This window comes from Heliorestis convoluta (assembly GCF_009649955.1).
GTDB lineage: Bacteria > Bacillota > Desulfitobacteriia > Heliobacteriales > Heliobacteriaceae > Heliorestis > Heliorestis convoluta.
Map to the genome: position 1 here is coordinate 1,661,337 of NZ_CP045875.1, position 13,171 is coordinate 1,674,507.

The window sequence follows — 13,171 nt, forward strand, 5'->3', positions numbered from 1 at the left end:
AGTAGGGGGACCATCGTAGGATGACTTTTCAACACGTACCTGTGCTACTACAAGAAGCTTTGGATTTTTTGCATCTACAAGAAGAAGGAATCTATGTCGATGGAACAGTAGGCGGTGCCGGTCATAGCAAAGCCATCTTGCAGGCGTTGCAAGGTCGGGGTCGTCTTATCGGACTCGATCAAGACGAAGAAGCCTTAGAAGCAGCGCGGGCAAGGCTCTCAGAATTTGCTTCCCAAGTAAGACTGATATCATCGAACTTTCGTCATCTAAGAAAGGTTATTGAAGAGCTGGGCTTACAGGGATCGATCAACGGTATCTTGTTAGATATTGGCGTATCTTCCTATCAACTCGATGTGGCGGAACGCGGTTTTTCTTACCGTTTTGACGGTCCTTTGGATATGCGTATGAATCGAGAGGCTGCTCTAACAGCAGCCATGATTCTGAATGACTATGAAGAAGAAGAACTGACCAGGGTTTTCTGGAAGTACGGTGAAGAACGCTGGAGCAAGCGGATTGCGAAAAAAATTGTGGACAGAAGAAAAGACAAACCTTTCGAGACAACCGATGAATTGGTTGAAATCGTTCGACAAGCCATTCCGGCAGCGGCTCGCCAGGAAGGTGGCCATCCTGCGAAACGAGTCTTTCAAGCTTTGCGCATCGAGGTAAACGATGAACTAGGTGCTTTGCAAGAAGGATTACAAGGCGCCTTGGATGTTCTTGCGCCGGGAGGTCGCCTTGTAGTAATTACTTTTCATTCTTTAGAAGATCGGATGGTAAAACAGTTTTTTGCCGAGCAAGCGCAACGGTGTACTTGCCCACCAGGCCTCCCCATCTGTGCTTGTGATAGAAAAGCCTTGTTGAAAGTCTTAACAAAAAAGCCTGTGGAAGCATCTGAAGAAGAACTGGCTCAGAATAAGCGCGCTCAGAGTGCTAAGTTACGAGCAGCGCAAAAACTTTAATGACAGGGATGTCTATAAGTTCTATTGAACAAGGAGGTTGAATAGCTTTGAAACAAGCCACTGCTCCAATCCTTGAGCCAAGGGAGGATTACAGTCCTATAGGCGCCCCCCAGGAGCATAGAGTGATTGTAAAAAAGCGCCGTAGTCGTCAAAAGCAGCGAAATCTTGTATTGGCCATACTGGTATTAATGGGTTGTGGGTTACTGGTCGCTGGGCAGTATGCTTATGTAGCCCAAAAGGGTAAAGAAGTACAAGATATTCGCCAGGCTTTAGCAGACGAAAAGAAAGCTCTTGGGCAGCTGCAAGTTGAAATTAACCAACTGGAATCTTTAGATAGAATTGAAAGAATTGCTTTGAATCAACTGGGGATGCAGGCACCAAAAGCCGCACAGATTGTAACGGTACGAAGCGCTGCTACAGCACCTGTGATAGAGTCGAGTCAACAAAAGCAAAGTTACCAAGGGTCTTATAAGGTAGAGGATGAAGCGCTAACGGTTGGCTCAAATTCTTTCTTAGCGGCACTTTCTCGTTTTTTCAGCCGTTTGTCGACCTAAGGCTTTCTTTCCTTTGTTTGTAGAAGACTCTTGCTCTCATTGAATCTTAACACTATAATGTTTTTTGGACCCTTGGGACTTTTAGAGCCAAATAGTGCTTCTCAGGCCCTCTGAGAGGCTTTGGGGTTTGAGGTAAGGAGAGGATACTGTGTTTGCTACGCCTGTACAGGTGAAAAAGCGCTCAACACAGCTTTTCTTGTTTTTAGCTTTTTTAATGATCGTCTTGATAGGTCGTCTTTTCTGGATACAAGTTATAAAAGGTGATTTCTATGCGAGCAAAGCAGAAGAGGTACGATTGCGAGACCTACCTGTAGAAGCAAAGCGAGGCACCATATACGATCGAAATATGCGTTCGCTGGCTGTATCGATCAGTGTGGATTCTGTTGTTGCTAATCCAGCGGAAGTGCGTCGCCGTAGTGATGACAGGATACGAGAAATGGCTCAACAGATGAGCACCATTTTAGAGATGGATGAAGACGATGTCTATGAACGGATTACACGCACGAATACGGGCTTTGTTTGGGTTAGAAGAAAAGTCGATCCCGATAAAGTAGCACAGTTGCGTCAATTGGATTTACCTGGCATTGACTACATACCTGAAAGCAGACGTTATTATGAAAAGGGTAAGCTAGCCTCTCATGTCTTAGGAATTACCGATATTGACTCTCGAGGATTAGAAGGGCTAGAACTGATCTTTGACCAGCAAATGCGAGGAGTTCCAGGCAAATTGGTCGCTGAGTACGATGCCGCGAACCGAGAATTGCCACAGGCTCAACATGCTTTTATTCGGCCTGTAGACGGCCATAGTGTTGTTCTTACGATTGACGAGACTATCCAGTATATTGTAGAGCGGGAACTTGATAAGCTAGAGCGAGAACGGAACCCCAAAGGGGCTACTGTAATTGTTATGGAAGCGAAAACAGGTCGAATTCTTGCACTGTCCAATCGACCGACTTTCGATCCCAATGAACGGCATCTCTATCCAGATACTGCTCGTCGCAACAGAGCCATCAATGACATATACGAACCGGGGTCTACTTTTAAGATTGTAACGGCCGCAGCTGCTATGGAAGAAAGGGTCGTTGGGGATAAAGATAATTATCAGTGTCCCGGTTATATCATGATTGATAAATTACGGTTGCGCTGCTGGAAACATGAAGGCCATGGGCAGCAGGATTTTACAGAAGTTGTTGAAAACTCTTGTAACCCAGGCTTTGTGACTGTGGGTATGAACCTTGGCCTAGATAAGTTTTATAAATATCTTCATGCCTTTGGTTTTGGTACGCCTACAGGCATTCCGATGAATGGTGAAGCTGGAGGTATTCTGGTGCCTCGTAATGCAGCAAAACCCATTGATCTTGCTACCATGTCCATCGGTCAAGCGAACGCCATGACGCCAATTCAATTGATTACGGCTGTTTCTGCGGTGGCCAATGATGGTAAATTAATGAAGCCTCAGCTCGTCGAGAAAGTGATTGATGCGCAGGGTGCTATTGTAGAAAAATTTGAACCGGAAATGATTCGTCAGGTTGTATCAAAGGAGACGGCTGAAGAACTTAACTTAATTCTAGAATCTGTTGTAAGCAACGGTACAGGTCGAAATGCTTATCTCCAAGGTTATCGTGTCGGCGGTAAGACAGGAACGGCGCAAAAGATCAAGCCAGGCGGTGGCTATATGGAAAGAGAATATGTAGCTTCCTTTGTCGGTCTAGCGCCAGCCAATGATCCGGAGATTGTATGCCTTGTTGTCGTTGATGCGCCAGAAGGCATGCCTTATTACGGTGGCCTTGTAGCAGCACCTATCTTTCGTTCTATTATGGTAGATACACTTCGTCACCTTGGTATTCAACCACAAGCCGTGCAAGACCAAGCGCCTACAGTTATAACAGAGGGAGTTCGAGAAGTGGTCGTTCCGCAAGTTACGGGCATTGATGTTACAGAAGCATCACAGACTTTGCGAGGTGTTAGCCTCGGTGCAGCCACAGAAGGCTTTGGTAGCCGTGTTATAGGTCAATTGCCCCAGGCTGGTGAAGTCGTAGCGCCTCGAAGTACGGTGATTCTTTATCTAGATGATCACGAAGAAGTATTCCAAGCAGAAGTTGCGTCTGAAACAATCTGTCCTGATATCAGAGGAAAAACAATACGACAGGCTAGTGAGTTATTAACAAGAGCAGGATTGTCTCTTGAAATGTATGGAACCGGTTTGGCCTATCGCCAAAGCATTCCAGCAGGCACAAAAGTTCCTGTAGGCACGGTAGTACGTGTAGACTTCTTGCCTTTCGATGAACAGGGACCATGATTATTTGCTAGTTATTTGGTTATGATAAGTAGTTATGAGGGAGGGAATGGTCAATGGAACTGGGCAAGGTCCTTGCTGGTGTTGGATTCAAAGAAGTAGGCTATGGCAATCGAATTTTTCCTGGCACTTACAGTGACCAGGGCGATGAGGGGAACTTTTTGCCATTATGGAAAGAAGAAATCTCGGGCCTTGCCTACGATTCCAGGCAAGTGGAACCGGGCTTTCTCTTTTTTTGTATTCCTGGCTTGCAAAGAGATGGTCATGATTATGCAGTCCAGGCTGTGGAAAGAGGCGCTACGGTACTTGTAGTGGAGCGGTACCTAAAAAAAATTCAAGTACCTCAGATTGTGGTATCTTCCAGTCGTGATAGTCTCAGTCAAAGTGCCAGTAATTTTTATAATCATCCTTCAAGTCGCTTGCTAATGGTTGGAATAACGGGTACGAACGGCAAGACAACGACAACGCATCTGATTGAAGCTTTGTTACAAGCCCAAGGTCTTGCGGTTGCAGTGATTGGCACTATCGGCAATCGTCTTGGTGAGAAACAATGGCCTGCAACGCATACAACGCCGGAGTCCTTGGAACTGCAAGCGCTGCTCGCTCAAATGGAGTTAGAAGGTGCGCAAGCTGTTGTTATGGAAGTCTCTTCTCATGCTTTAGATCAAGGTCGTGTAGATCATGTGGAATTTGATTACGCAATTTTTACGAATTTAACGCAAGATCATCTCGATTATCATGGCACATTGGAAAATTACAGAGAAGCAAAAAGCCGACTTTTTCAAAAGCTTCATGAAGGCAAAAAGTCTCGAGTTACAAGGGCAATCATTAACGTAGATGACGAACATGCTTTTTATTTTCGTCAAAACTGTAAAGTGCCCCAAATAACCTATGGACTAAAAGAAAAAGCAACCATTCAAGGAGAAAAGTGCAAAGTTACACCGAGAGGTGCTTCTTGTGACGTTACCTATCCAGGAGGTACTGTCGCTTTGCAGTTGCAACTAACAGGTCGCTTTAATTTGTCCAATGCTTTAGCGGCTTTTGCTCTTGCTTATTCTGAAGGTCTTGCGGTAGAAGAAATTGCAAAAGCCTTAGGTTCTGTTAAAGGAGTGCCCGGTCGTTTTGAAATTGTTGATCAAGGACAGCCTTTTTCGGTCGTCGTTGATTATGCCCATACACCGGATGGCTTGGAGAATGTATTGACGACAGCTCGCAATGTGGCGAAAAAAAGAGTGATTACCCTTTTCGGTTGTGGCGGTGATCGTGATCGGACCAAGCGTCCAAAAATGGGTTCTATAGCCGCTCGCTGGAGCGATTGGATTGTTGTCACGTCCGACAATCCTAGGACAGAAAAAGCAGAACAAATTATCGAAGATATTCTGCCGGGGATTCGTGGCGTTGCAGGTGCTTCTTATGAAGTCGTTGTCGACCGAAAAGAGGCAATTCAAAAAGCATTGACGCTAGCCCAACAGGATGATCTTGTTTTGATTGCAGGCAAAGGCCACGAAACATACCAGATAGTTGGTACGGAAGTATTTCCATTTGACGACCGCAAGGTTGCGAGTGATATTTTGCGGGGGTTGGGCTATGAGAAATCTTAAGATTGGTCAATTGGCCCAGTGGATCGATGGCAAGGTTTATGGCAACCAGCAGAGATTGTTTTCAGGTCTTGCTAGAATCGATAGTCGACAAGTTCAAGAAGGCGATCTCTTTTTTGCTTTTTCTGGAAAGAATACAGATGGACACAAGTATGTACCACAAGTTTTAGCAAAAGCTGTGGCAGCCGTAGTTGTCCAAGAATTTGATGAGCAGTGGCTAGATTGGCTACAACCAGAACAAGCCATTATTGTTGTTCATGATGTGCAGAAAGCATTACAGCAGGGAGCCCGGGCGTATAGGCAAAGTAGGAATGTTCCGGTCATTGCAATTACGGGCTCTACAGGCAAAACATCGACCAAGGATTTGGTGGCTACAGCCTTAGAAAGCACTTTGGACGTGATGAAAAGTCCAGGAAACTTTAACAATGAGATAGGTTTACCTCTCACCCTGCTTTCTATGCAAGATCATCATCAAGCACTTGTTCTAGAAATGGGAATGCGTGGACGGGGTCAAATTGAGGAGCTCTGTAGCATTGCCAGCCCTGATATCGCTGTTTTAACGAATATTGGCCCTGTTCATCTAGAATTGCTTGGTTCAATGGAAGCAATTGCCGAGGCAAAAGGTGAGCTGCTCCGTTCGTTACAACCAGAAGGGATTGCCATTGTCAATGGAGAAGATGCCTTGGCTGTTCAGCAGGCTATAAATAGCAGCTGCATGTGTGTTTTTTATGGTCTTGATCACAACCAGCTCTGGAAGACACTGCGAGAGACGGGGTGGCCAGAAGATAGGCCTGTAGAAGTGATTGTGGCGGATCATATTAAAGCTTTAGGCCTAGAAGGTTCAGAAGTTTTTTATCAATGGCTCTCTTATCCTCGACAAGAGAACGACAAGGTCCCCTTGCAATCTGCTTGTTTTCGTCTTTCTTTACCAGGAAAACATCAAGTGGCCAATGCATTGGCTGCACTGGCTGTTACGAAAGTATTACATCTCGATACGTCAATGGTAGCTCAAGCTTTTCTGACAGCCCAGTTGTCTTCTTTACGCTGGGAGACTCATCGTTTTCCTCAAAAAATTACTGTAATTAATGATGCCTATAATGCCAATCCCACAGCCATGAAGGCTGCTTTAGGAACTCTATCAGAGATTGCCTGTCAACAAAGGAAGGTAGCCATTCTCGGTGATATGTATGAGCTAGGAGAAATGTCTTCTCAATTTCACCAGGAAGTTGGGAAGGAAGTACATCGCCAGGGATACAATCTATTGATCGCCATTGGCTCTTTGGGCTTACATATTGCCGAAGGTGCTTTGCAGGCAGGCATGGAGAAAAATAAAGTCTATACCTATGAAACTCGTCAAGAAGCGGCTCTATCAATTGTACCGATGCTTCAGGCAGAAGACTTTGTGCTTATAAAAGCTTCCCGCGGGATGGGGTTGGAAGAATTGGTAAATGTCCTGGTTAAAGCGCTACGTTGATGGCCTGAAGGGAAGAGATGAAGATGGAATCATTATTCTATGCTTTTATCATTGCTGCAGCAATAGGATTAATAACAGGACCGTGGCTGATTCCTTTCTTGAGACGTCTTAAGTTTGGTCAGAATATACGGGAAGATGGACCGAAGGCTCATCTAAGCAAAGCTGGGACGCCTACGATGGGTGGCATTCTTTTTTTATTTGCCATTCCTTTAGGTGCTTTAATTCCTCAAGGATTCTCTGTGGAAATGGCCCTGTTATTGCTCGGAACTCTTGGCTTTGGACTTATTGGTTTTACGGACGATTTTATTAAAGTTGTAAAGAAACGCTCTCTTGGCTTGAGGGCTTATCAAAAAATTGCAGGTCAACTTGTAGTTGCTATTATATTGATCTATGGCGTTGTTCATATTTTGGACCGTGGAACAGCTCTTTATATTCCTTTCTTAAATACTTGGTGGGAAGTAGGCTACTGGTATTATGGTCTTGCTTTATTTTTAATTATTGGTACGACCAATGCTGTAAACCTTGCTGATGGTTTAGATGGTCTTGCATCAGGCATGACTTTTTGGGTTGCTCTTGCTTTTGCTGTGATTGCATCGGCAGAACGAGCTACCGATGCAGCTATTTTTGCCTCTGCTTTAGCAGGTGGTTGTATAGGATTTCTGTTCTTTAATCGCCATCCTGCCCGTATGTTTATGGGAGATACGGGGTCGCTGGCTCTTGGTGGTGCCATTGCTGCACTAGCAATGATCACTCGTACGGAACTGATCTTACCGATTTTAGGTGCTGTCTTTGTAGCAGAAGCTTTGTCTGTTATTTTGCAAGTTGCTTCTTTTAAGCTAACAGGAAAACGTATTTTTCGCATGAGCCCTTTGCACCATCATTTTGAACTCGGTGGATGGAGAGAAGAAACGGTCGTCTATTCTTTTTGGGCCGCTTCTCTTGTAGCAGCCTCGCTAGGAACGATGCTAGCATTTAATATTCGTTTCTAGTCGAGTAGAAAGGATGAAAAAATCGTTGATAGATTTGCAGCCTTGTAATAATAAAGTTCTCGTTGTTGGTGCTGGAAAAAGTGGAATTGCTGCGGCGAGAGCTCTTGCGAAAAAAGGTGCGCAAGTAACTTTGTGTGATACCAAACCGCAAGAAAAGATTGTGGTGCCTGATGATTTTGCCACAATGTCAATTCAGATTTATGGAGGGGGCTATCCCAGCCTCCTTGAACATTCTTTCCAAGAAGTGGTCATGAGCCCTGGCGTACCGCTAACGGTTCCACCAGCGCAAGAAGCGATGGCACAAGGTATTTCAATTACAGGGGAGCTAGAGTTAGCCTTTCGGCTATCGCCAGCGCCTTTTATCGCGATTACCGGTACGAACGGCAAGACAACAACCACTTCTTTAATGGGTGCTATACTGGAAGAAGCTAACTGGGAGCCTTTGGTGGGTGGTAACATTGGCTCTCCTTTGATAGAAGCAGTGCAAGATTTATCAGCCAACCATTGGGTGGTCGCAGAAGTCTCATCATTTCAGCTAGAGACTGTCGAGAACTTTCATCCCAAAGTAGCTATGATCTTAAACATTACGCCCGATCATTTAGACCGACATAGTACCATGGAAAACTACGGTGCAATTAAAAGCCGTATTTTTGCCAGACAGGATGATGGCGATATTACAATTCTCAACGGGGATGACCCTCTGGTGGCACCTATGATGAAGCTTTGCGCTGGGCAAGTCTATACTTTTAGCTCGAAAAGGAAAGTAGAGCGAGGTACCTATTACGATGGAGAAAAGATTTACTTTGTCTCAACGGCTGGAACGATTCCCCTTGTGGCAGTCAAAGATTTGCAGATCCTAGGGCTTCATAACATTGAAAATGCTATGGCTGCTTCGACAGCAGCATTGGCACTGGGGATTGCGCCCTCTGTTGTAGCAGAAGCGCTGAAAAAGTTTCATCCTGTAGAGCATCGAATGGAGCCCGTTGGTACTGTTAATGGTGTTACTTATGTGAACGATTCTAAAGGTACCAATCCCGATGCGGCAATTAAAGCAATAGAGTCTTACGAACAACCCGTAATTCTTATCGCTGGAGGCAAAAATAAAGGAAGCGACTTTTCTCAATTGGCAGAGGTGATCCAAAAGAAAGCAAAAGCGGTTATTTTGGTTGGGCAGGCCGCGGGAGCCATTGAAAAAGCGTTGCGCGCTCAAGGCTATCAAGCCATTGTTACAGTAGAAACTTTTGATGAGACGGTGCAAGAAGCTGTTAAAATCGCGCAACAAGGTGATATAGTCCTCTTAAGCCCTGCCTGTGCCAGCTGGGATATGTTCTCAAGTTATGAAGAAAGAGGACGTTTGTTCAAAAAGCTAGTCCAAAGCTTATAGAGCTCTCTATTGTAGAGAATGAAAGCAAGCCAGTCATGAGCTTTGCTGTTACAGATGAGAGACTAGGAAAGAAGTTATAAAGATCTGTCTGCTTTCGAGGTCGAGAGGAGGGAGACTCGATGCGTCTCAAAGCGAGGGCACCTGATTTTATCATTTTTCTGTCTGTCATTCTCTTATTGACCTTTGGTATTGTAATGGTTTTAAGTGCTAGTTCTGTGAAGGCCACCTATCTTTATAACGATGCTTTTCACTTTTTTAAAAGACAAACTATGTGGGCTTTGCTAGGAATTGCTGTTATGATTGCAATGATGCGTCTAGACTATAGACGTCTCATCCCCTATAGCAAATGGTTTATCATTGGTAGTTTTATACTTTTGATTGCAGTACTAATACCCGGTCTGGGGAAAACCGTATCAGGTTCAACGCGATGGCTTAATCTTGGGCCTTTAGCTTTTCAACCTTCTGAGTTAATTAAGCTGGCTGTAGTTATTTTTGTAGCCCATCGATTATCCCAATCGGGCTATAAATTAACGAATTTGACAAAGGGACTGAGTCCCTATCTTTTGTTAATGGCAGCAATTGCGGGGCTTATCTTATTACAGCCTGATCTTGGTACGGCCATGGCGATTTGTGGTACTATTTATATTATGCTCTATGTAGCAGGCGCTCGTAAAAGTCATATGATATCGCTCGGTGTAATCGGTGTTATTCTCATTGCACTAGCTGCAATCTTAGAACCCTATCGTATGAGGCGAATTACAGGTTTCCTAGATCCTTGGGCCGATCCATTGGGAACAGGGTTTCATACTTTGCAATCCCTCTTTGCCTTAGGTTCTGGAGGTCTTTTCGGGAGCGGCCTAGGCCAGAGCAAACAGAAGTACTTTTACCTTCCAGAGAACCATACAGACTTTCTTTTTGCAATTTTGGGCGAAGAACTAGGTATGTTAGGCGCTACTTTTGTTATTGTCTTATTCTTCGTTTTGGTGTGGCGTGGTTTGCGAGTAGCCATTCTTTGTCCCGATGCTTTTGGTAGTTTGCTGGCTGTTGGCCTTACTTGTCAAATTGCCTTACAAGCGATTATCAATATGGGCGTTGTAACAGGGTTGTTGCCAGTAACAGGGATTACCTTGCCTTTTCTCTCCTACGGGGGCTCTTCGCTCTTCTTTACCCTGGCTGGTGTCGGTTTGTTATTGAACATATCGCGATTTACCCCTCGATAGGAACCCTTTCTACGCTAGAAGAAAGGTAGTTTTTTTATGATGATGAAAAGAAAAATGACTTTTGTCGTGACTGGTGGAGGAACGGGAGGACATATCTATCCAGCCCTAGCGATTGCAAGAGGCTTGGAAAAACGTTTTTCTGGTGCAGAAGTACATTATATCGGGAGCCATCGTGGCTTAGAAAAAAGTATTGTACCTCGGGAAGGCTTGCCTTTTCTAGCTGTACACAGTCGTGGGCTAGAAAGAAAAGTTCATCCAAAAGCAATGCTTTCTTTTGGTGTGACAGCGCTGGGGTTGCTAGAAGCGCTTGTTGTTTTACGTCGACTAAAGCCACAGGCCTTGATCGGTACGGGAGGCTTTGTAGCTTTGCCAGTGGCTATGGCAGCGCTTTTTTTAGGTATCCCAACGCTGATTCATGAGCAGAATGCTTTTGCCGGAATTACCAATCGTATTCTAGCGCCTCGAGTCCGGAAAGTGCTCTTAACGTTTGATGAAGCAAGAAAAAGATTGGAAAGTCGTCAGGCTGTTCTGACGGGTCTCCCTGTACGACCTTCCATTGTAACGGCGACAAGAGCGGAAGGCCGACAGTTTTTCTCTATATCAGAAGATTCCTTTGTGTTGCTTGTCGTTGGTGGTAGTAGAGGCGCTCAACGTCTGAATGAAGCTTTGCCAACGCTGGCTAAAGCCTGGTCTGGGAACAATAAATATCATATCATTCATGTTACAGGGCAAGCCAACTATGATTCGACGCGAGAGCACTATCAAAAAACGGGCATAGATCTGGATAATGATGGAAACATTAAGATTATCGGCTATCTTGATCATATGGAGCTTGCTCTGGCTGCTGCTGATCTTGCTGTTGGCCGGTCCGGCGCAGCTTTTCTTTCTGAGCTTACTGTTCGAGGTGTACCTTCTCTATTGGTACCTTATCCCTATGCAGCAGAGAATCACCAAGAAGCAAACGCCCGCAGCATGGAAGCCGCGGGCGCAGCGCAAATTCTGTTGGATAAAGACGTAGATGGAGAGACTATTAAAAAAACCATTCAATCGCTTTGCAACCAACCTACTCAGTTGGCTTCCATGGCAAAAGCTGCGAAGGCTTTGGGTCAACCGGAGGCGTTGGAAAGAATTTTAGATGAGATTGAAGATGTATTATAAGTTTTTTGACTTTTATTAAGACAAGCCTAGGAGCAGTCTTGGTTCTGCTGCATAGTATGTAGCAGTTTCAGCCGGGCGGGTCTACACAGTACGATATGATTCCAGGGGCTTCCCGGGAAAGGAGCTGAACCTATACAGTGAAATGGAATAAAGACAGAAAGATTCACTTTATTGGCATTGGCGGAACAGGCATGAGTGGCTTAGCCAGGATTTTATTACAGTTAGGCTATCCTGTAAGCGGTTCCGACTTGGCTGATACAGTCGTTACTCAGAGATTGCGTTCAGAAGGAGCTATCGTTTTCAAAGGTCACAAAGCACAAAATATTGACTCCGCTGTCGACGTTGTTGTCGTCTCCACGGCTGTAAAGAAGGATAATCCGGAGCTCATAGCAGCGAAAGAAAGAGATCTTACAATTTTACACAGAGCTGACTTGTTGGCAGAACTCATGAAGCTGAAAAAAGGGGTTGCCATTGCCGGTTCTCACGGTAAAACAACAACAAGTGCTCTTTTAGGGCTCGTCTTAAAACAGGCTCAGCTAGATCCAGCCATTGTTGTTGGTGGTGAAATTCGTGATATTAATGGCAATGCCACATGGGGGCAAGGCGATTATATGGCTGCTGAAGCCGATGAAAGCGATGCTTCTTTTCTGAAATTAAATCCCTGGATGGCTGTAATTACGAACATCGAAGATGATCATCTTGACCATTATCACTCTGTCGATGCGATCGTTAAAGCATTTTATGATTTTGCTGATAATGTATCACCAGAAGGTTCTTTAATTCTTTGTAATGATGATCAACGATTGCGAGAGATGGCGACTGCCATAGTGAACAAAAAGGTGTGGACCTATGCTATTCATGAAGAAGGGGATTACAGAGTTGTCAACCCCAGCTTAACAGCAGCTGGTTCCGAAGGAGAGATATTTTTCCAAGGTCAATATCTTGGCACGATGAAAATCTCCATACCAGGGCTTCACAATCTGAGTAATGCGCTAGCTGTCTTTGTCGTTTGTCATCAAATCGGGATGCCCGTTGAAAGGATTTTACAAGGCATAGAGGCTTTTCGTGGTGTAGGTCGTAGATTTCAGCGAATAGGCCATATTCGAGGTATTGAGGTAGTCGATGACTATGCACATCATCCTACAGAAGTAAAAGCAACGCTTGCAGCGGCCAAACAAGTGGAACCGAAAAGAGTTATTGCTGTATTTCAGCCCCATCGTTATAGTCGTACGCAAGCGCAGTATCAAGAGTTCGGGAAAGCTTTTGGCGATGCCGATGTTGTAATTATCAATGAAGTGTATCCAGCTGGTGAAAAGGCAATTCCAGGCGTGTCAGCAGACTTGATTATTAAAGCGCTGCCGAAGGAGATGCAAGAAAAAGTCTTTTACGGAGCCAATGCAGAAGATATGATTCAACATTTGATAAGAATTGCAAAGCCTGGCGATCTTGTTCTGACCATGGGAGCCGGAAATATTTGGTCCGTAGGCGTTGAATATTTAAACCGATTGACCGGAGAAGTATCTATCCGGTAGGAGGAGA

10 protein-coding genes are annotated in these 13,171 nt (G+C 44.8%); all 10 read left to right on the forward strand.

Annotated features, from left to right (window positions below):
• Positions 1 to 20: 20 nt before the first annotated feature.
• A complete protein-coding gene (gene rsmH / locus FTV88_RS07965; protein ID WP_153725144.1) occupies positions 21 to 959 on the forward strand; it encodes a 16S rRNA (cytosine(1402)-N(4))-methyltransferase RsmH in 939 nt (312 codons plus the stop codon).
• 47 nt (positions 960 to 1,006) lie between these two features.
• The gene (locus FTV88_RS07970; protein WP_153725145.1) at positions 1,007 to 1,513 is read left to right on the forward strand and encodes a cell division protein FtsL; all 507 of its coding nucleotides are present in this window, start codon (positions 1,007 to 1,009) and stop codon (positions 1,511 to 1,513) included.
• A gap of 148 nt (positions 1,514 to 1,661) precedes the next feature.
• A complete protein-coding gene (locus tag FTV88_RS07975) occupies positions 1,662 to 3,812 on the forward strand; it encodes a stage V sporulation protein D (RefSeq protein ID WP_153725146.1) in 2,151 nt (716 codons plus the stop codon).
• A gap of 53 nt (positions 3,813 to 3,865) precedes the next feature.
• Positions 3,866 to 5,410 (forward strand): UDP-N-acetylmuramoyl-L-alanyl-D-glutamate--2,6-diaminopimelate ligase, encoded by a 1,545-nt coding sequence (locus tag FTV88_RS07980; protein WP_153725147.1) that lies wholly within the window; start codon positions 3,866 to 3,868, stop codon positions 5,408 to 5,410.
• Positions 5,397 to 6,881, forward strand: coding sequence for a UDP-N-acetylmuramoyl-tripeptide--D-alanyl-D-alanine ligase (locus FTV88_RS07985; protein WP_153725148.1), 1,485 nt, complete (start codon positions 5,397 to 5,399; stop codon positions 6,879 to 6,881). Before FTV88_RS07980 ends, FTV88_RS07985 begins: the two co-directional genes overlap by 14 nt.
• A gap of 23 nt (positions 6,882 to 6,904) precedes the next feature.
• Complete coding sequence (gene mraY / locus FTV88_RS07990) at positions 6,905 to 7,870, forward strand: phospho-N-acetylmuramoyl-pentapeptide-transferase (protein WP_153725149.1); 966 nt, start codon at positions 6,905 to 6,907, stop codon at positions 7,868 to 7,870.
• A 25-nt stretch (positions 7,871 to 7,895) separates the two neighbouring features.
• A complete protein-coding gene (murD, locus tag FTV88_RS07995; RefSeq protein WP_243137055.1) occupies positions 7,896 to 9,254 on the forward strand; it encodes a UDP-N-acetylmuramoyl-L-alanine--D-glutamate ligase in 1,359 nt (452 codons plus the stop codon).
• Between the two features lie 119 nt (positions 9,255 to 9,373).
• Complete coding sequence (spoVE, locus tag FTV88_RS08000) at positions 9,374 to 10,474, forward strand: stage V sporulation protein E (protein WP_153725151.1); 1,101 nt, start codon at positions 9,374 to 9,376, stop codon at positions 10,472 to 10,474.
• 36 nt (positions 10,475 to 10,510) lie between these two features.
• The gene (gene murG / locus FTV88_RS08005) at positions 10,511 to 11,632 is read left to right on the forward strand and encodes an undecaprenyldiphospho-muramoylpentapeptide beta-N-acetylglucosaminyltransferase (RefSeq protein ID WP_153725152.1); all 1,122 of its coding nucleotides are present in this window, start codon (positions 10,511 to 10,513) and stop codon (positions 11,630 to 11,632) included.
• 137 nt (positions 11,633 to 11,769) lie between these two features.
• On the forward strand, positions 11,770 to 13,164 hold the full coding sequence (murC, locus tag FTV88_RS08010; protein ID WP_243137056.1) for a UDP-N-acetylmuramate--L-alanine ligase: 1,395 nt from the start codon (positions 11,770 to 11,772) through the stop codon (positions 13,162 to 13,164).
• The last annotated feature ends 7 nt before the right edge of the window (positions 13,165 to 13,171 follow it).